The following is an 18559-nucleotide window of genomic DNA, read 5'->3' as shown; positions in this document are numbered from 1 at the left end:
CCTCCTCGGGTCGGGCCTCCAGATCGGACAGTACCCCGCGGTCAGGCGCCGTCCGGGTCGTTCACCAGGTGTGCGGGCGCGCGACCCTCGGCCACGGCGATCACCTCTCCGAGAACCTCGGCGCCGGTCGCGGCCGTGAAGTCCGATGTCCAGCACAGCGAGTGCGGGGTGAGCAGCACGTTGTCGAGCTCGAGCAGCGGGCTCGTCATCGGCAGCGGCTCGGTCTCGAAGACGTCGAGGGCGGCGCCGGCGATCGTGCCCTCCCGCAGCGCCTCGACGAGCGCGGGCTCGTCGACGACCGCGCCGCGGGCGACGTTGATGAGATGCCCGTCGGCCCCCAGCTCCTCGAGCTCGCGGGCGCCGATGAGGTGCCGGGTCTGCGCGTTCGAGGAGACGGTGAGGATCGCGAAGTCGCTGCGGCGCAGCAGCTCCGGCAGCTCCACCTGCTCGACGCCCTGCTCGGCGCAGAACTCGGGGCGGGGCGTGCGGTTGTACGCCATCACCTCGAGACCCAGCCCGCGCAGCAGACGCACGGTCTCGCGGCCGATGCCGCCGAGGCCGACGACTCCGATCGTCGAGCTCGCGAGTCCGTGTCCGCGCAGTCCGGCGCGCTGGTCCCAGCGACCCGTGTGCACCAGCTGCGACTTCGGGACGAGATTGTGGGCGAGGGCGAACAGCAGGGTGAGCGCGGCGTGGGCCATCGGTACGCGCAGGCCCGTCGGCGCGTTGGTCACCGGGATTCCCCGCCGCGCACACGCCTCGAGGTCGACTTGGTCATATCCCGCCCCGAAGCGGGCGACGTGCTTGATCGTGGGATCGTCGCCCAGCTGCTCCTCGCCGAAGGGGGACTCGCCCATCAGCAGCACGGCGTCGAAGCCGCGCAGCCCATCGGCCGTGAGCTCTTGCTGGGCGATGTCGATCGGCGACCAGTCGATGCCGTGCTCGGCGAGCGAGCCCAGGCCGATGTCGCCGTGGATGGTGCGGCCGGAAGCGTCGATGCCCTCGGCGGCTACGGCGAGGCGCCAGGTCGTGCCGGTCATGTGTGTCTCCTCGGATGTGTGGGGTGTGCGGGGGTCACGCGGCCGCGGCCTCTGCCGCCTCGCGCTGCGGGATGGGCCGCCGGATCAGCAGCCCGAAGAACAGTGCGCCGCAGGCGGCGATCAAGCCCGCGAGCACGAACGAGGGCGAGTAGCTGCCCGTCGCGTCGAAGACGATGCCCGTGACGACCGGCGCGAGCGCGCCGCCGAAGTAGCCGCCGAAGTTCATGATGCCGCCGAATCGGGCTGCGTAGGCATCGGGCACGATGTCCGAGGTCACGGCCCACGACTGGGACTGCACGACGGCGATCAGACCCAGTGCGAGGCTGAGGACGACGAGCGCGAGGGGCAGCGAGGGCACCAGGGGGACCAGGCAGAGCAGCACGCCGATCACGATCGACGCGATGACGAGGACAACGCGCTTCGAGGCCAGAGGGCTGCGTCCGCGGCGCGCAAGGATCAGCGTGATGCGGCCTCCGAAGATCGCGCCGAGAGCGGCCACCACGTACGGAACGGCGGCGACGAAGCCCGTGCCGGCGATGGAAACGCCCATGGAGTGCTGGAGGTAGAGGGGAAGGAAGGTGATGAAGATGTTCCAGATCCAGATGGAGGTGAAGAAGCCGAGCATCATGCCCCAGGTCTGGCGGAAGGTGAACAGCTTCAGCCAGGGGATCTTCGGAGCATCGTCCGGCTCGGCGACGTCGCGACCGGCGAGGATATGGCGGTACTCCTCGTCGGAGAGGTGCTTGGAGTCCTCGGGGGCCCGGTAGAAGGCCCAGAACGCGGCGGCGAGGGCGATGCCCGCGACGCCGAGCGCGAGGAACATCGCGCGCCACCCGAAGGCGAGCATGAGGACGGTCAGCACGGGCGGAGCGATGGCCGAGCCCCACTTCGATCCGGAATCCCAGATCCCGGCGGCCTGGCCGCGCTCGGAGCGCGGGAACCACTGGGTCGTGATCTTCGAGCTGTTCGGCGAGTTCGGGGATTCGCCGACCCCCAGCAGCACCCGGAAGAACAGGAAGTGGCCGAGGTTGTGGCCGACAGCCATGAGCGCCGACGCGATCGACCAAATGCCCACGGCGAGGAAGTACATGCGCCGGGGCCCCACCTTGTCGATGAGGTAGCCCGCGGGCAGCTGGCAGATCGCGTAGGTCCAGGAGAAGACGCTGCCCATGAGACCGATGTCGGTCTGGGTGAGCCCCAGCTCCTCGATCATGTGGGGCGCGGCGATCGAGACCGACGCACGGTCCATGTAGTTGAGCACCCCGGCCAGCAGCAGCCAGAACAGGACGAAGTAGCGGAGATTGCGGACCTTGCGGTAGTCCCGCCGACGGCGGGTCTCCTCGGCATTGAGGGACATGTGCACCTTCAGGGTGTGCGGCGGAGCATCGATGCTCCGCGATGGATCTCCCGGTGATCCCGGGACGTGACAGCGGTGGGCGTGACAGCAATGCGGGGCGCCCGGAATCAGGCCCGCGCAATGGACGAGAGGGCGCGCGCCTGGTTCCGAAATCTTGCGAGGAGCGGCTCAGACCATGTGCTTGCCGCCGTCGACGAAGACCGAGTCTCCGTTGACGAAGCTCGAGTCCTCGCTGACCAGGAACTTGATGAGGCCCGCGACCTCCTGCGGCTGGCCCACCCTCGCCAGAGGGATGTCGGACGACATGCCGGCCTTGCGCTCGTCGGTCAGGGTGCCGCCCATGATGTCGGTGTCGATGGGGCCGGGGACGATGGCGTTGCAGGTGATGCCGTGCTTCCCGAGTTCGCGGGCGCCGCCCCGGGTCAGGCCCAGCACGGCCGCCTTGGCCGCCGCATAGCCGGTCTTGGAGAACGTGCCGCCGCCGTCGTAGGCGGTGATCGAGGAGGTGTTGACGATGCGTCCGCCGTGTCCGCCCTGGATCATGCGAGTGGCAGCGGCCTGCATCATGAACAGGGTGCCCTTGGCGTTGACGTCCATGACGCGGTCCCAGATCGCGTCGTCGATCTCGAAGATCGTGTGGGGGCTGGGGATGCCGGCGAGGTTCACCTCGGCGACCACGGGAGGCAGCTCGCGGTCGATGATCGCGAACGCGGCCTCGACGGAGTCCTTGTCGGAGATGTCGACGCCGATGCCGACGACGGTGCGTCCGGTCTCGCCGGCGAGCTCGCCGGCGAAGTCCTTCACGGACGCCTCGTCGATGTCGAGGACGGCCACGTCCCAGCCGCTGGCGGCCAGGGCGCGGGCGACGTGGCGGCCGATGCCGCGCGGGGCGCCGGCGCCGGTGACGACGGCGGTGCGGTTCTCGGGGAACGTGCTGGTCATTGCTGCTCCTTCGCAGTCGGGTGGGGGGGGGGGGGGAAGAGAGAGGGCCCGGCGGGCAGGGGGATGCCCGCCGGGCGGTCGATGGGCCTGGGGCGTCCTCAGGCGAGCGCGGAGGCGAGGACCTGGCGGATGTACTGGATGTTCTCGGCGATCACTCCCAGGGAGTCCGAGCCGTAGTGCTCGCAGCAGAACGGTCCGGTGTAGCCGAGCTCGAGAGCGCGGCGGATGACCTGGCGATAGTTCACGTAGCCGTACTTCAGCGGCATGGGTGCCGAAGAGTATGCGCCGGTCGCCGGATCGAAGTCCCGCGTGTAGTTCTTGATGTGCCAGAAGTTCGCGTGCGGAAGCACGGTCTCGAACATCTCGCTCGGATTCTGCACCGGACGGTGCAGGCGCACCAGGTTGCCGAGGTCGGGGTTCAGGCCCACGGCCTCGTGGTCAACGTCCCGCAGGAAGGCGACGGCGTCCTCGGGGGTGCCGACGTAGGTGTCCTCGTACATCTCGAGACTGAGCTGGAGACCTTTCGCCCTCGCGTGGTCGCCGAGCTCGCGGGTGCGCTCGACCGCGAGATCTCGCAGCGCCGGATCGTCGTGGTGGCCGTCCTCGAGCCAGAACCAGATCGCCTGCGCCTGCTTCGGGGTGAGAGCCTGCATGAAGCCGATGTTCACGACGCTCGCCCCGAAGGTGGGGGCGATGTCGAGCAGCCGGTGGGCCTCGGCGAGGAAGTCCTCGCCCTTCTCACGGTCGACCACGGAGCTCCGCGTCATGGAGATGGAGGGGATGCTCAGGCCCTCATCATCCAGGGTGCGACGGAACTCCTCGACGCGTGCGTCGCTGAGACGGGCGAGGGGCACCCAGGCGTCGGTCGGATCGATCTGCGTGATGCCGAGGTCTCGGGCCTGGCGCATCTGGGAGGCCCACACGGTCGCGGGAGCGTCCTTGATGTGGCCGCCGTCGGGCGCAGTGGCGCCGAACGAGAGCATGTTGGCGGCGATCGGCCAGGACTCGGCAGTGAACATCTTCGGTCTCCTTCACGACGAACGTTCCTATAGGATTTCTCGCGGCCTGCGGGATGTCAAGTGCCACCTCGCGCGCTCCAGCGAGATGCCGTTCAGGCTCCGGAAGGGGTCCCTATAGGATCTCGGGCATCGACGGCGGAATCCCGCGAGGTAGTGGAGGCAGGTGGTGGTGGCGTCGTGTCGTGTGCGCGCGGTGATGGAGTCCAGCGCGGAGCGCCTGTTCGTCGATAGGGTCGGGCATCGGCCGAAGAATCAGAGATCGGAAGAGGAGTGTCGTGGTGACCTGGAGGATCGTCGTCGGCGGGGACAACGCCGGATACGGGTACAAGGAGGAGCTGAAGGCTCTTCTCGAGGCCGACGAGCGGGTCGCGTCCGTGACCGATGTGGGCGTCACCGGCCGTGAGGACGGCACCTACTACCCCAACGTCGCGGTCGACGCGGCGGAGAAGGTCGCGGCCGGCGAGGCCGACCGTGCGCTGCTGGTGTGCGGGACCGGTCTGGGCGTCGCGATCGCGGCGAACAAGGTCAAGGGCATCCGCGCGGTGACGGCGCACGATCTGTACTCGGTGCAGCGCTCGATCCTGTCGAACAACGCGCAGGTCCTCTGCATGGGCGAGCGCGTGATCGGCCTGGAGTCCGCGAAGGCACTGGTGGACGTGTGGCTGGATCTGGAGTTCGACCCGAGCTCGTCCTCTGCCGCGAAGGTCGACGCGATCTGCGCCTACGACGGGTCCCTCGAGGAGAACTGAGCCCCGGCTCACCGCACCACCACCGCTCTGCACCACCACGAACAGCGAGGAACCACCCCCATGAAGCCCCTCTGGATCGGCACCAGCTGGAAGATGAACAAGACCCTCGCCGAGGCGCGCGAATGGACGTCGGCGCTCGTCGAGAAACTGGACGGCCGCGCCCCCAAGGCCGTGCAGCCCTTCGTGATCCCCTCTTTCACCGCCACGTCGACCGTCGCGCAGATCCTCGGCGAGGACTCGCCCGTGCTGCTGGGCGTGCAGAACGCGCACTGGGAGGACGCCGGCGCATGGACCGGTGAGATCTCCGTGCCGCAGGCGAAGGACGCGGGCGCGCAGATCGTCGAGATCGGCCACTCCGAGCGCCGCGAGCACTTCGGCGAGACCGTCGAGACCACGCGCCTCAAGGTCGCCGCCTCGCTGCGGCACGGGCTCACGCCCCTGCTGTGCATCGGCGAGAGCGCCGAGGTGAAGGACGCCGGGGGCTCCTCCGCCTTCATCCTCGAGCAGGCGCGCGGTGCCCTCGAGGGGCTCACCGAGGCGCAGCTCGCCGACGTCGTCATCGCCTACGAGCCCATCTGGGCGATCGGGGAGAAGGGGCGACCTGCCACCGTCGAGGAGCTCGTGGAGCCCTTCGCGGCCCTCGGCGCCGAGTACTCGGGCCGCGTGAAGGGGCTGCTCTACGGCGGCTCGGTGAGCCTCGAGAACGCGGCCGACCTGCTCGGGATCGAGCACGTCACCGGCCTGTTCGTCGGCCGCACTGCGTGGAAGGTCGAGGGGTACCTCGAGCTGCTGCGCATCGGGGCGGGGCACGAGAGGGGCTGACCCCACGGGGCGGCGAGCCCAGGGGCCCTGGGACGGCGGATCCCAGGGAGGGGCCCCGGTGGCGGCTCCCGGACAGAGGTCCCGGATGGTGGCCCGCCGGGCCCGGGGCCTGACTCGCGGGACGGTGAGGCACTACTCTGGCCACGAGTGGTGAACCGGTTGGTCGCATGAGTGCTGATGCCCGCGACAACGATGGGACGCCCGCCCTCACCCCCCGACGATGGAGGACCCATGGCCACCACCACCCCGCGTCTCGACGGCAGGACGGCCCTGGTCACGGGCGCCGGGTCCGGGATCGGCCGCGCGATCGCCGACCGCTTCGCCGCAGAGGGCGCACGCGTGGTCTACGCCGACATCGACGAGCAGTCGGCACGCGAGGCCGCCGACGCGTCCGGTTCCCAGGCCGTGCGCATGGACGTCTCCGACGAGCAGAGCGTCGAGGCCGCCTATGCGGACCTCACCGCGCGCGGCGCCTCGCCCGACGTCATCGTCGCGAACGCCGGCGTGCAGCTGTTCGGCCAGGACGCGAAGACCGCCGACGTGCCGCTCGAGGCCTGGAACAGGACCCTCGCGGTGAACCTCACCGGCACCTTCCTCACCGTCAAGCACGGCGTGCGCGCGCTGCTCGCCTCCGGCGGCGGCTCGATCATCTGCACCGGCAGCCCCACGGGCCTGAACGGCGAGGGCGCCGACTTCGCCGCCTACAGCTCCACGAAGGGCGGTATCCACTCCCTCGTGCGCGCGACGGCGATGGCCTACGCGGGCGACAACATCCGCGTGAACACCGTGGTGCCCGGGTTCACCGAGACGTCGCTGGTCACTACGATCTCCGAAGATCCCGGCGCACGCGAGGGCATCGTCGGGCGCACCCCGCTGGGGCGCGCGGGGACACCCGATGACGTCACCGGCATCATGGTCTACCTCGCGAGCGACGAGTCCAGCTTCGCCACGGGCGCGATCTTCCGCGTGGACGGCGGCATGACCTCGCTGTGACGGAAGCCGGGCCCGCCAGCCGATCCGGCGGGATCAGCGCTTCACGGCGTCGATCTTCAGCATCTTGGCAATGACGGAGTCGAGCTCGGAGTCCTTCCAGATCTTCTGCCAGTCCTCGCGGATGATCGACTCGCGGCCGTAGTCCATCGCCAGCAGGCAGGCGTCGGAGAACGGGTTCGAGCCGCGCAGGGCGTTGGTCAGCGAGATGAAGATGTGTCCGTAGAAGATCGCCTTCACGGCGTCCTCGGGGATGCCCTGCTCGTTGATCGCGTAGTCCATCGAGTCCTTGAGGAACTGGCCGATCATGCATCCGGTGGTCTCCACGAGGGTGGGCTCGAGCTGGGCGAGCTGCTTGACGCTCACCCAGTGCACGTCGATCACGGGGGCGTAGATCGCGCGGATGACGTCCTCGACGCGCTTCTTCGCGGCGGCGCGCTCGCCGTCGGAGCCGTCGGCCTCCTCCTCGCCCTCGAGGGCCGCGACGACCTCCTGCGGGGCGGCGATGCCGCCGAAGGTGTCCGCCCACTCCTCGGGGGTGGTGCGCTCGAGGAAGACCGAGGGGTGCGCCGGGTGCGCGCACGCCTGCAGCACGCCGTCCTTGGTCGCGAGCAGGCCCGCGTAGGCGGCGGCCGGGTCCAGGGTGAGCAGCACCGAGCCGTCCTTCATCTTCGGCACGACCTGCTCGGAGACCTTCCCGAGGACCACGTCGGGCACGGCGAGGATGACGACGTCGCTTTCGCCGGCGACCTCGTCGATGTCGCTCACGGCGCGCCCCAGCGCCTCGACGCGCTCGATGCCCGCGGGGGAGGACTCGCAGTAGTGGATGGTCGCGTCGGTGAGGTTGAGGTTGTTGGACACGCGCGTGCCCATCTTCCCGGCAGCGCCGACGACGGCGACGGTGAGGCTCTGATCGAGCTCGACCTTCTTGCCCTTCAGCGGGTTCAGCTCGCGGCTGTCGGTGGTGGTCATGGGGTTCCTCCTGGTCGGTGGTGGATGACTGTGTGGTCGGGTGGTCGGTGGCGCGTGCCGACGGGTCAGCGGCGTGCGCGCAGGGCGGCGAGCGTCGCCTCGGTCCAGTCGCGCTCGAGGGTGATCGTGCTCGCGGCATCGCCCTGCCAGGGCAGCCAGTGCTCGGCGATCGCGGCGGGGCGCCGGCCCCCGCGGTAGACGGCGTCGAGCTCATGATCGAGGTCCAGCAGGCCCTCGCCCATGCGGGCGCCGGAGAAGGTGAAGCCCACCCAGCCCTCCTGGCGGGCGAAGCGGAAGTCCTTGACGTGCAGGTCGAGGGTGAACGGGGCGGCGGCGTCGATGACGTCGTCCGGGTGTTCGAGCGCGGAGACGCAGTTGCCGGGGTCCAGGCAGACCCCCACCAACGGGGAGTCGAGCGAGCGCACGATCCGCAGCAGGTCCTCGGTGGGCAGCTGCTCGTAGGTCTCGAGCGCCAGGGCGATGCCCGCGGACTCGAGCAGGGGGAGCGTGGCGCGCAGGGCGGTGATCGCCTGCTCGATACCGCCTGCGACCTCGTGGGTCTGGATCATCGAGCGCAGCACGCGCGCATCGAGGGCCCGGGCGATCGCGAGATACCGGGCGAGGTGGTCGGGATCGATCGTCCGGGTGCCGAGCTCGAGGCGCAGGCCGTGGTGCTCGGCGCGCTCGCGCAGGGCAGCCAGCTCGTCCGCATCGGCGTCCTCGATGCGCGGATCGTCGCAGATCTGGAAGACGTCGCAGGCCAGCTGCGCGGCGCGGTCGATCATGTCCGCGATGGAGAGGCGGTCAGGGTTGCGGTCGCTTCCCTCCCAGAAGAGGGCGTAGCTGCCGATGCCGATGTCCGTGCGGTGCTCGTCCGTGCGGTGCTCAGCGCTCCGGGCCTGGTCCACTCGCGTCACCTCTCGCCTCACCTCGTCGTGGCGCGGGGGAGGGCGCGCCGCCCGCGGTCGTGATGGGTCCAGGGTAGGCGCGAGTGCCCATATTGGTCAACCGGTTGAGCAGCATTGAGAGCCGGGGACGGGCTCAATCTGAGGGCTGGGAGTGTCTCGGTGTCGGAACGCCGGCCTCGGCGGCTCGTAAGACGACGTCCCCGGGCCCGTGCGGCCCCGCGCGCCGACCTCAGTCCTCGGCGGCCTCGAGGATCCGGTCGCGGGCGGTCGCCATGTGCGCGACCATCGCCGAGGCAGCGCGCTCGCCGTTGCGCTCCTCGAGGGCGGCCAGGATCTGCGCATGCTCCGCGTGGGCTGCCTCCATGTCGTCGCGGTCGCGTACGGCGCGGTCGTTGTAGACGCGCAGGAGGCTGCGGGTGACCTGCAGCAGATCGGTGAGCATGGCGTTGTCGGCCGCGGTGGCGAGCACTTCGTGGAAGGCGGCATCGGCCGCGACGAAGGCCTTGAGGTCCTCGAGGCTCTCTGCCATCGTCGCGGTCGTGCCGCGCAGCTTCTCGAGCTGCTCTGCCGAGATCCTGTCGGCCGCCAGACGCGCCGTGTAGCTCTCGAGGCCCGCGCGCAGCTCGTTGAGCTGGTCGGTGTTCTGCTTGCCGATCATGAGGCCCCAGCGCAGGGTCTGGGGGAGCAGGTCGCTCGCGGATCCGCGCAGGTAGGTGCCTGATCCGGGGCGCACGTCGACGATCCCCAGGATCTCGAGGGCCGCGAGGGCCTCACGCACCGCCGAGCGACCCACGCCGAGCGTGCTCGCGAGCTGGCGCTCCGGGGGCAGGCGTGTGCCGGGGGCGACCTCGCCGCCGGTCAGGAGCTCCAGCAGCCGACGTGCGACCTCGGAGACAGGAGTGCCGGCGGGCACTGCTGCCAGCGACGATGCGATGGCGTCGGAGGCGCTGTCGGAGAAGGCGGGCATGAGGTGAAGGTATCAAGAGCGCGGGGCGGGCCCGGCCTCATCGGCGGGGCCGACGCGGAGCACGGTTCCCGCCGCCACGCGCAGCGGCCGCCCGTCGTCCGAACCGGCCGCCGCCTCCCAGTCCTCGAGGCCGGCGTTGACCAGCAGGACATCCTCGCCGCGGGCGATCAGGGCGGTGCCGGGGCCGCCGGGCCCGCACAGCACGCGCACCTCCCGACCCGACCAGGGCGCGAGAGCGACCAGCAGCTCGCCCAGCGGGGTCAGCTGAGCCCCGGCCTCGCCGGTGAGCACGCCGCGGGGACCGGCGAGCTCGCCCAGGGTGACGCTCTCGACGCCGCCGTGCGCGGCCTCCGCGAGGGCGGCGGCCGTCCACGCGGCCGCCCAGGACGTGCGCCCGCGTGGATCCGTGCTGCCGGGCACCAGGTGCGCGCCCCAGCCGGAGGCGTCGGCACGATCGACGAGCTCCGCCTGCGTCGCCACCGCATTCACCCGCGGACGCAGCGTGAGCGGGCCGAGGTGCAGCCGCGCCGTCGGCCGCAGCATCCGCGCCGAGGCGAGCACGTCCCCGAGGGCTGCGACGCTCTCGGCCACGTGCCAGCTCTCGCGCATGTGCATCTGAGGGGTCGAGGGGAACGAGAGGAGCTCAGCGGCGGGGACTGCATGGATCTCGCGGTTCAGCTCGGTGAAGTGGGTGCGCGAGCCCGCGACGAGCTCCGCGCCCCTGCCCGCGCAAGCGCTGCGCAGGCGCTCCCAGAGCGCAGTCGTCGTCACGTGGCGCGTCTCGTCGACGATCCCGATCCGGCGCACAGGAAGTCCCGCCGCATCGGCCGCATCCAGGAGCGCCGGGACGTTGGTGGTCTCGGAGGCGATGATCCGCAGGTCGGCGGGCAGGCCCGTCGCGACGGCCTCGTCGGCAGCGGCCGCGAGCACCTGCTCGGCGCCGAACCTTTCGCTGACCTCGACCATCAGGTGGTCGAAGCCGGCCTCGGCCGAGATCGAGCGCGGGCCGCCGCGTTGCACGCCGGCCGCCGCGGTCGTGGCGCCGAGGCCGAGGTGCGGAAGCGTGCGGGTGCGGGCGGCTGCGAGGAGATCGGCGAGAGCGGTCGGGGTCGGCTCTGACGCCGACGGGGGAGAGGGGTGCGTCGCAGCAGTCGGCGCCGACGCGGGGACCGCCGGTGCCTGCGAAGGAGAGGGGTGCGCCGGCGGCGCGGCGGGCTCGGGGACCAGGGAGATCTCCTGGGTGATGCTCTCGCCCGCGGAGACCTCGTACGGGAAGGGCTGGGCGAGCGGGCGCGAGTAGATCTTGAAGCTCGCGTCGGTCCAGTTCCGCTGGTCCTCCATCTCGAACACGTCGCCCAGCAGCTCGAGGCGCGCCCGGACTCCGGCGTGCTCGAGGTCGAGGCCGCGGATGTCGAACAGCGGCTGCCACGGGGCGATCGGCCGGGGGAAGCGGAAGTCCCGTCGGTCGCCGCGGGTCGTGGTCACGACCGCGTCGTCGCCCGCCATGGCGCGCGGGAGCATGGCCGTGAGGCCCACGCGGTTCGTGGTCAGCGAGGTCTCGACCGTGACTGCGAAGCGCAGGCTCAGGCGCTCGGGTGTCATCGTCAGCTCTGAGAGAGCGCTCGCACCGCCGCCCGCGCCTGTGTACCGCACGCGCAGGGTGCGGGTGAGCGAGGGGCCGGCGCTGCGGGACCACTCCTCCTCGAGGATCTCCGGGGCTACGGTGCCCCAGTCGCGGTCGCGCAGCGCGGGACGCGCGGACTCCAGCAGCACGGTGCCGTTCCAGGCGATCTCGCTGACCTCGTCGCCCCCGCAGCGCAGCGACCAGGGCCCCAGGGTGTGCGTGGTGCGGTTGTCGAGGGACTGCTCGGCGCCGAGGGCGGCGGGCGCATCGGCCATGGGGTCTGCTCCTTCACTCATCGGGCGATCGCCTCGAGCTCCTGCCCGGGCGCGACCCGGGGCAGGAACAGCGTCGAGACGGCCTGGGCGGCGCCGAGGACCACAGCGATGATGATCCAGGTGCTGGTCAGGGAGGTTGTTGCGGTGAGCATCGCCCACAGGAGGCTGCCCAGCATGAAGCCTCCCACGAGCATCCCGCTCATCCAGCTCACGCCGAGGGCTCGCACGCGGGTCGGGTAGACCTCGGCCTGGTAGGTGTAGCCGACGCCCGACCAGGTGCCGTTGGTGGCCTGGAACAGCAGGAAGATCGCGACCAGCAGCACGCTCGAGCGGTCGGAGACCAGGATGATCAGCGCGAGCGGGGCGATCGCCGCGGCCGAGCCGATGAGCACGGAGCGTCGGCCGAAGCGCTCGCCCAGGAGCCCGCCCACCAGGTAGAACACGACGCCGGCGGCCCCGCCGACGAGCAGCAGCGCGGCGACGGCGGAGGATGCCCAGCCCTTCACCTCGGCCATCCAATAGGCCAGGTAGATGTTCGTGGCGACGTAGGACATGCCGTACAGCAGCCAGGTGACCGAGAGGCTCACGGCCGTGCGCCGCACCCCGCCGGCAGCCGAGAACAGCTGGCGGAAGGTGCCCTTCTCGAGCTGGGAGACGTCCACGGGCATCACCCGCTGCAGACGCGCGACCTCCGCGTCGTCCCCGCGGTCGAGCGCCGCGCGCAGCGAACGGATGTGCAGGTAGCGGGGCGATTCGCGGACCTTCGCGCGGGCGATCGCGACGAGCACGAGCGGCAGCACGCCGAAGAGGAACACGGCCCGCCAGCCCAGTCCCGAGACCAGCAGGTACATCCCCGAGGCCATGAACACGCCCACGGTGTACCCGGACTGGACGATCGAGTAGAGCATGCCGCGTCGCCGCGCGGGCACCTGCTCGTTCACGAGCGTCACGGAGACCGCGAGCTCTGCATTGGCGAAGCCCGAGGCCAGCGCGCGCACCAGCACGAGGCTCCAGAACCCCTGCACGAAGAACGTCAGGCCCGTGAACACGCCTGCCGCGATCAGGCACAGCATCCAGGCGAAGCGTCTGCCGCGGGCGTCCATGACGCGGCCCATCCAGAGCGCGATCGCGAACTCCGCGGCGTAGACGAGCATGCCCATCACGCCGAGCGCCGAGGCCGAGATGCCCAGCTCGGAGGTGATGTCCGCGATGGTGAGGTTGAACAGGTTGGTGTCGTAGGCCGCGAGCGCCCAGCCCAGCAGCGCGACGATCACGAGGTAGATCGTGTACCGGCGACCGGGTTCGGTGTCGAGGGAGCCGGGGCCGACGGGGGGTTCGCCCACCGGCGGGAGGGAAGCGGTGGCCGGATCGGGCTGCGGGATGCGTGAGTTCACGATGACTCCTCGTCGAGTGGGTGTGCGGCGGCGGGCGCGCGGGGCGGGGCCTCGGCGCGGCGGGTCGCGGGTGCGCCGAGGCCGCAGGAGCGCTGAGGTCGCGGGCCGCGCGGCTCAGGCCAGACCGTAGATCACAACCGGTTGACCGGTCAACGGTCGCGTGATGGAGGGCGAAGCGGCGCAGTGGTCAGCGCCCCAGCCGCCGGTACTCCCGTGGAGCCATGCCGCACGCGGCCGTGACGTGGCTGTAGAAGCTGCTGAGCGAGCCGAATCCGCTGGCCGAGGCGATCTCCGCCGTGGTGAGGCCGCTCGTGATCAGCAGACGCTGCGCCTCGGCGACCCGGCACATGGTGAGGTACTCGCCGATGGTCACGCCCACCGCCTGGCGGAACACCGTCATCGCGTGCGAGGGCGCGAGGTGGACCGCGCTCGCGACGTCGGCCACGGCGAGCTCCTCCGTGAAGCCGTCCATCACCACCTGCGCCATCGTGCGCACGTGCTGCAGGCGCTCGGCGGTCAGGCCGCGCCTCCCGCCGTCCGACGGGCCGGCCGGGGAGGCGTGCTCGGCCTCCGTCTGCAGGATCCGCAGCACGGCCGCGCGGATCTCGAGCAGGGCGAACTCCTCACGGGTGCGGTCGCCGATCTCCTCGAGCCAGAGGCTCGTCATGCCCGCGAACCGTGCCACCAGATCGGGCGCCTCGATCACCAGCGGTCGGGCGCGGAGCAGGGCGCCCACCGCATCCTCGGGAAGACCCCAGCGCATCGCCGTCCCGAGCGGGACGTGGACCCAGCACACGTCGCCAGGCCGGGAATCCACGAGACCGTGCGGCTGGGTCGCCCAGAACATCGCGATCCGGCCCTCGCGGACGATGAGCGGAGCCCCTGCATGCAGGTATCGCAGCTCCCCGCGCACCACCACGTTGATCTCGACGTCGTTGTGCCGGTGCATCGACTCCATGACGGGCGGGTCGCCGCGGCGGCACCACAGTCCCTGGTCCGCGGCGACGACCTCGGACCTCGAGCCGGGGGAGCCTGCCATGGCATCACAGTAGGCGTCGCGCGCGCCGGATCAGGGGCCGTCCGCGCTGGCTCAGGGATCGTGCAGAGGCGGTCGCGCGCGGGCCGCACGCCTGACCGGACGTCCCGGGGCGTAATGTCGAGGCCCCAACAAGCAGAAGAATCGAGGCGACTTCATGCGCAGCAGCGTCATGAGCATCCGCACCATCACCCGCAGCGCCTGCGCGCTCTCGGCGACCACGCTCCTCGCGCTCGGGGCGGCGAGCTGCGGCAACGGGTCCGACGACGGCGGTGCGGACACGGCGCAGGGCGGCGACTCCGCGGCAAGCGACGGCGGGGGAGCGAGCCAGGAGCCGGCCGACGGTGCCTCCGATGGCGGAGGGGCATCCGACTCCGGCGCGGCCTCCGACGAGTCGTCGGACGGCTCCTCGTCCGCGAGCTCCGACTCGTCGACGCCCTCGGACGACACCTCCGACGACACCTCCGACGGCTCCTCGGGCAAGGGATCGTCGGACGACGACTCCTCGGTCTCCTCCAAGGGAGCGGGCTCCGGGACCGCCTCGGGCAAGGCCGACGGCGGCGGCAGCAACGACAAGGTGTCGGACTGCACCGCCTCGAACCTCGACGTCTCCGTCAGCCAGGGGGACCCCGCGGCCGGGAGCGTCATGTTCACCATCTCCTTCACGAACACCGGCGACGATCCGTGCCGCATCGGCGGGTATCCGGGCGTCTCCGCCGTCGGCGGCGGGAACGGCACCCAGCTCGGGAAGGCCGCGCAGCGCGGGCGGGCCGGCAAGGCCGCCGTCCTGATCCCCAACGGCCACGCCGAGGCGTCGCTGAAGGCGGTCGACGTGGGCGACGGCGGCGGTCCCCTCGGCGACGAGTGCAAGGCGACCGACGCCGACGGCTGGCGCATCTACGCGCCGGGCTCGAAGAAGGCGGCGTACGTCGAGCAGGACGGCCTGCACGGCTGCGCGGGCGACGTCGACTGGCTGACCGTCGACGGGGTGCACGGGATGAAGTGACCGGTCCGCCGCGTCGCTGAGCGGCGGCGCCCGCGGATCCGGGCCGGCCACCGGGGATCCGGGCCTGCACCTGCGGAAGCGGGCCGACGGCCACGGATCCGGGGCAGCACCGAAGAATCCTGGAAGAACGGCGCACGATCCCGCGAGACCTCTCCCGTGGTGCGTCCATAGCGTGGGCCCATGACCACGAAGACGTTCGTCACCTCCCCCAAGATCACCATCATCGGCGCCGGCGGGTACGTGTTCCCGTTCCGCCTGATCGGCGACATCCTCAGCTTCCCCGCCCTGCGCGACGCGACGCTGTGCCTCATGGACGTGCGGCCCGAGAAGCTCGGCCCCGTCGCCCAGGCCGCACGCGACCTCGTCGCCCACCACGGCTTCGCCACGCGGGTCGAGGAGACGACCGACCGGCGCGCGGCCCTCGAGGGCGCCGACGTCGTCGTCATCACCTTCCAGGTGGGCGGGATCCCGTCCTACCGGCACGACGTCGAGATCCCGCGGAAGTACGGCATCGACCAGGCCGTCGGCGACACCGTCGGCCCCGGCGGGGTGTTCCGCTTCCTGCGCTCCGTCCCCGCGTACGCCGAGATCGCGGCGGACGCCCGCGAGGTGTGCCCCGACGCCGCTTTCATCAACTACGCGAATCCCATGGCGATGGCGACCGCGTACCTCAACGCCCAGGGTCTGCGCACCGTGGGGCTCTGCCACAGCGTGCAGGGGACCACGCGGATGCTCGCCCGCACCCTCGACGTCCCCTACGACGAGGTCTCGTACCGCTGCGCGGGCATCAACCACCAGGCGTGGGTGCTCGAGCTGTTCCGCGGCCAGGAGGACCTCTACCCGCGGCTGCGCGAGGTGATGGCGCAGCGGCACCGGCCCGGCCGCGCCGCCGCTGACCTCGCCGGGGACGACGGCGACCACTCCGACGCCGCGGAGGCGGCCAGCACCTACGAGGGCGGCAACGAACAGGTGCGCACCTCGATCATGAACACCTTCGGGTACTTCCAGACCGAGTCGAGCCACCACGCCTCGGAGTACGTGCCCTACTTCCGCAAGGATCCGGAGACCACGAAGGAGTACATCCCCGAGCGCTGGGACTACTTCGAGATCTGCGCCGCGCACGACGACCAGGGCGACATCGACGACCAGCTCGAGCGGTTGAAGGCCGAGCTCGCCCCGAGCGTCGAGTACGGCGCACAGATCGTGAACTCCCTGGTCACGGGAACACCCAGCGTCGTGCACGGGAACGTGCCGAACCGAGGCGCCCTCATCACGAACCTTCCGGCCGACGCCTGCGTCGAGGTGCCCTGCCTGGTCGATGCCAGGGGTGTGCAACCGACCTCCGTCGGCGACCTCCCGCCGCAGCTCGCGGCACTGAACCGCACCAACGTCAACGTGCAGACCCTCGCCGTGCGCGCCGCGCTGACGGGGGACGTCGAGAACGTGTTCCAGGCCGTGGCCCTCGACCCCCTGACCTCGGCCCAGCTGACGCTCGAGCAGTCCCGCGCCATGACGTCCGAGCTGCTCGAGGCGCACCGCGACCTGCTCCCGGAGGGGCTGCGCCCTGCGGCGCAGCCGGGCGGCGCCGAGAGCTGACGGCGCGCCGCCTCAGCGAATCACGTGACGTCGCGACCCGCCCACCGCCAGTTGTGCGGGGCCTCGCGGGGCCGGTACGCACCGACGGGGAGGTCGTCGGCCACGCGCATCAGCCACAGGGTGAGCCGACGCAGCAGGCGCTCCCGCACCTCGGCGAGCGCGGGGTCGTCGATCAGGTCGTGGACCTCGGCCGGGTCCTGCTGCAGGTCGTGGAGGGAGAAGGTTCCGAGGTCGTCGGCGATGAGCTTGTACCGGCCGTCCACGACCATCCGCATCTCGCCGCTCTGGGTGACGGAGTTCAGCTCGTCGAAGGAGCGCCCCTCGTAGGGGAAGTGCAGGGGCGGCCGGTCACCCTCCCCGTACGAGACGCCCCCGTACCCGTGCTCCGCGTACATCGTGGAGAACTCCTCGGTCGGCACCTCCTCGCCCGCGAGCAGGGGGAGCAGGGACCTGCCCTGCACGCCCGGCGGGAACGGAGCCCCGACCAGCTCGCAGAGCGTCGGCAGCACGTCCACGATCGAGACCGGCTCCGCTCGTCGCTGGGAGCTGATGCCGGGGCCGGCGACGCCCAGCGGGATGCGCACCAGCGCCTCCGGCAGGCCCGCGCCCTTGCGCTGCAGGCCGTACTCGCCGACGAGGTCCCCGTGGTCGCTGAGCACGATCACGACGGTCTCCTCCAGCGCGGGCCCCAGACGGTCCACCAGCCGGCCGATCTGATCGTCGATGAGCCGCAGCATCCCCAGATAGTTCGCCCGCAGCCGCCTCCATTCGGCGTCGAAGCCGGGACGCTTGTCCTCGATGAGCGCGTGCAGCCAGCGGAACCTCCACCCCATCCGGTCCAGGACCTCGGGACCGACCGACCGGTCGGGGACCTCGGCGGGGTCGAACATGCTGAAGTACGGCTCGGGCACCTGGTAGGGGTTGTGGGGCTCGGGGAACGAGACCCACAGCAGGAACGGGTCCTCGCCGGTCATCGCGTCGAGATCCCGGATGGCCCCGTCGATGATCCGGGCGGGCAGCTGCACCTCCGGCGCGAAGGGCGCCGGCTCGTGGGCGACCGAGTGGTCCAGCTCGTGCAGCCAGGCGTCGAAGGCCTCCTGCTCGGCGCTGTCCGCAGGGCCGCCCTCGTGCATGAACGGCCCGTGGTAGGCGTCGAAGTCCTCGGGGCGTGCGTGCATGTGGGGCTTGCCCGCGAAGTGCAGCCGATATCCCTGCCCACGCAGCACGTCCAGCAGGTCCGACGAATAGACGGCGTGCTGGGGCGTGGAGTTCTGGCGCACCCGGTGCGCCGAGGGGAAACGGCCGGTGAGCAGGCTCGTGCGGGCCGGGACGCACGCGGGAGCGCTCGAGTACGCCCTCTCGAAGCGGGTGCCGTCCTCGAGCAGCGCATCCACGCGGGGCATCGAGTCCGGGCCGCCCGCGCCGGCGGTGAAGCCGGTGCGCTGCTGGTCCGTCATCAGGATCAGGATGTTCGGGCGGGCTGGGGATGCGGTCGGTTCGCTGGGCATGGGCCGGGGAATCCTTCCGGTGCGGCATCGGCGCCGCGCCTCGCCGCAGATGCTACGGGTCGGCCCCGGCGTCGGGCGCGGGTTCCGAGACGGGCCGACGCCCCTCCGCGATCCCGCCCCGCTCGCGACCCCTTGTCCACCATGTGGTCGCCGCGTAGCGTCGGAGGCGTCCACCGTCGAACGAAGGAGATGCGCGATGAACGAGACCGTTGACGTCCCGACCCCGGCCGGAGCCGAGCGCACGCGGCCCGAGAACGCGGAGGGGGGCTTCCTGGCCTCCGATGCCCTGGCCAAGAACCTGCAGCGCGTGCTCGTGGAGCTCACTGCGCTCCACCTCGTGGGCAAGCAGGCCCA

At 71.2% G+C, this 18559-nt stretch carries 16 protein-coding genes; 5 read left to right on the top strand and 11 right to left on the bottom strand.

Going from position 1 to position 18559, the window contains the following annotated elements; genetic code table 11:
* Positions 1-41: 41 nt before the first annotated feature.
* The 4 genes from I8D64_RS15955 to I8D64_RS15940 all read right to left on the bottom strand — a co-directional run bounded on the left by I8D64_RS15955 (position 42) and on the right by I8D64_RS15940 (position 4358).
* Complete coding sequence (locus I8D64_RS15955) at positions 42-1040, bottom strand: 2-hydroxyacid dehydrogenase (RefSeq protein ID WP_200503792.1); 999 nt, start codon at positions 1038-1040, stop codon at positions 42-44.
* A gap of 34 nt (positions 1041-1074) precedes the next feature.
* Complete coding sequence (locus I8D64_RS15950) at positions 1075-2397, bottom strand: MFS transporter (protein ID WP_200503791.1); 1323 nt, start codon at positions 2395-2397, stop codon at positions 1075-1077.
* 168 nt (positions 2398-2565) lie between these two features.
* Positions 2566-3339, bottom strand: coding sequence for an SDR family NAD(P)-dependent oxidoreductase (locus I8D64_RS15945; RefSeq protein WP_200503790.1), 774 nt, complete (start codon positions 3337-3339; stop codon positions 2566-2568).
* A gap of 98 nt (positions 3340-3437) precedes the next feature.
* On the bottom strand, positions 3438-4358 hold the full coding sequence (locus I8D64_RS15940; protein WP_200503789.1) for a sugar phosphate isomerase/epimerase family protein: 921 nt from the start codon (positions 4356-4358) through the stop codon (positions 3438-3440).
* A gap of 278 nt (positions 4359-4636) precedes the next feature.
* On the opposite strand from I8D64_RS15940, the gene I8D64_RS15935 reads away from it, so the two are divergent.
* The 3 genes from I8D64_RS15935 (at position 4637) to I8D64_RS15925 (ending at position 6922) form a co-directional block, all read left to right on the top strand.
* Entirely contained in the window at positions 4637-5107 is a 471-nt protein-coding gene (locus I8D64_RS15935) for a ribose-5-phosphate isomerase (RefSeq protein WP_200503788.1), read from the top strand.
* 60 nt (positions 5108-5167) lie between these two features.
* The gene (locus tag I8D64_RS15930; RefSeq protein WP_200503787.1) at positions 5168-5929 is read left to right on the top strand and encodes a triose-phosphate isomerase; all 762 of its coding nucleotides are present in this window, start codon (positions 5168-5170) and stop codon (positions 5927-5929) included.
* 231 nt (positions 5930-6160) lie between these two features.
* A complete protein-coding gene (locus tag I8D64_RS15925; protein ID WP_200503786.1) occupies positions 6161-6922 on the top strand; it encodes an SDR family NAD(P)-dependent oxidoreductase in 762 nt (253 codons plus the stop codon).
* A gap of 33 nt (positions 6923-6955) precedes the next feature.
* On the opposite strand, the gene I8D64_RS15920 is transcribed toward I8D64_RS15925, so the two are convergent.
* From I8D64_RS15920 to I8D64_RS15895, 6 genes are all read right to left on the bottom strand, one after another.
* Complete coding sequence (locus I8D64_RS15920) at positions 6956-7891, bottom strand: phosphogluconate dehydrogenase C-terminal domain-containing protein (protein WP_200503785.1); 936 nt, start codon at positions 7889-7891, stop codon at positions 6956-6958.
* A 65-nt stretch (positions 7892-7956) separates the two neighbouring features.
* Positions 7957-8799 (bottom strand): TIM barrel protein, encoded by an 843-nt coding sequence (locus tag I8D64_RS15915; protein ID WP_200503784.1) that lies wholly within the window; start codon positions 8797-8799, stop codon positions 7957-7959.
* A gap of 229 nt (positions 8800-9028) precedes the next feature.
* Entirely contained in the window at positions 9029-9766 is a 738-nt protein-coding gene (locus I8D64_RS15910; protein ID WP_200503783.1) for a FadR/GntR family transcriptional regulator, read from the bottom strand.
* A 12-nt stretch (positions 9767-9778) separates the two neighbouring features.
* Entirely contained in the window at positions 9779-11665 is a 1887-nt protein-coding gene (locus I8D64_RS15905; protein WP_200503782.1) for a D-apionate lactonase family protein, read from the bottom strand.
* A 17-nt stretch (positions 11666-11682) separates the two neighbouring features.
* Positions 11683-13059 carry an MFS transporter gene (locus I8D64_RS15900; protein ID WP_200503781.1) on the bottom strand — a complete coding sequence of 459 codons (1377 nt, stop codon included), beginning with the start codon at positions 13057-13059 and terminating at the stop codon, positions 11683-11685.
* Positions 13060-13246: 187 nt separating this feature from the next.
* Complete coding sequence (locus I8D64_RS15895) at positions 13247-14098, bottom strand: helix-turn-helix domain-containing protein (RefSeq protein ID WP_200503780.1); 852 nt, start codon at positions 14096-14098, stop codon at positions 13247-13249.
* Positions 14099-14252: 154 nt separating this feature from the next.
* On the opposite strand from I8D64_RS15895, the gene I8D64_RS15890 reads away from it, so the two are divergent.
* Positions 14253-15101 (top strand): DUF4232 domain-containing protein, encoded by an 849-nt coding sequence (locus I8D64_RS15890; protein ID WP_200503779.1) that lies wholly within the window; start codon positions 14253-14255, stop codon positions 15099-15101.
* 180 nt (positions 15102-15281) lie between these two features.
* Positions 15282-16697 (top strand): alpha-glucosidase/alpha-galactosidase, encoded by a 1416-nt coding sequence (gene melA / locus I8D64_RS15885; protein ID WP_200503778.1) that lies wholly within the window; start codon positions 15282-15284, stop codon positions 16695-16697.
* Positions 16698-16717: 20 nt separating this feature from the next.
* Here melA and I8D64_RS15880 read toward each other — a convergent pair whose 3' ends face one another.
* Positions 16718-18205 carry a sulfatase-like hydrolase/transferase gene (locus I8D64_RS15880; protein WP_200503777.1) on the bottom strand — a complete coding sequence of 496 codons (1488 nt, stop codon included), beginning with the start codon at positions 18203-18205 and terminating at the stop codon, positions 16718-16720.
* Between the last annotated feature and the right edge of the window lie 354 nt (positions 18206-18559).

Source organism: Brachybacterium halotolerans (genome assembly GCF_016623465.1).
Taxonomy (GTDB): domain Bacteria; phylum Actinomycetota; class Actinomycetes; order Actinomycetales; family Dermabacteraceae; genus Brachybacterium; species Brachybacterium halotolerans.
The sequence above is the reverse complement of the archived record's forward strand: the minus strand, read 5'-3'. Positions and strand labels throughout refer to the sequence as shown.

Coding starts and splice junctions, on each gene's coding strand:
- I8D64_RS15880 (WP_200503777.1), bottom strand. CDS start 18,205: ATGCCCAGCGAACCGACCGCATCCCCAGCCCGCCCGAACATCCTGATC.
- I8D64_RS15950 (WP_200503791.1), bottom strand. CDS start 2,397: ATGTCCCTCAATGCCGAGGAGACCCGCCGTCGGCGGGACTACCGCAAG.
- I8D64_RS15895 (WP_200503780.1), bottom strand. CDS start 14,098: ATGGCAGGCTCCCCCGGCTCGAGGTCCGAGGTCGTCGCCGCGGACCAG.
- I8D64_RS15890 (WP_200503779.1), top strand. CDS start 14,253: ATGCGCAGCAGCGTCATGAGCATCCGCACCATCACCCGCAGCGCCTGC.
- I8D64_RS15910 (WP_200503783.1), bottom strand. CDS start 9,766: ATGCCCGCCTTCTCCGACAGCGCCTCCGACGCCATCGCATCGTCGCTG.
- melA (WP_200503778.1), top strand. CDS start 15,282: ATGACCACGAAGACGTTCGTCACCTCCCCCAAGATCACCATCATCGGC.
- I8D64_RS15945 (WP_200503790.1), bottom strand. CDS start 3,339: ATGACCAGCACGTTCCCCGAGAACCGCACCGCCGTCGTCACCGGCGCC.
- I8D64_RS15925 (WP_200503786.1), top strand. CDS start 6,161: ATGGCCACCACCACCCCGCGTCTCGACGGCAGGACGGCCCTGGTCACG.
- I8D64_RS15940 (WP_200503789.1), bottom strand. CDS start 4,358: ATGTTCACTGCCGAGTCCTGGCCGATCGCCGCCAACATGCTCTCGTTC.
- I8D64_RS15955 (WP_200503792.1), bottom strand. CDS start 1,040: ATGACCGGCACGACCTGGCGCCTCGCCGTAGCCGCCGAGGGCATCGAC.
- I8D64_RS15930 (WP_200503787.1), top strand. CDS start 5,168: ATGAAGCCCCTCTGGATCGGCACCAGCTGGAAGATGAACAAGACCCTC.
- I8D64_RS15920 (WP_200503785.1), bottom strand. CDS start 7,891: ATGACCACCACCGACAGCCGCGAGCTGAACCCGCTGAAGGGCAAGAAG.
- I8D64_RS15905 (WP_200503782.1), bottom strand. CDS start 11,665: ATGGCCGATGCGCCCGCCGCCCTCGGCGCCGAGCAGTCCCTCGACAAC.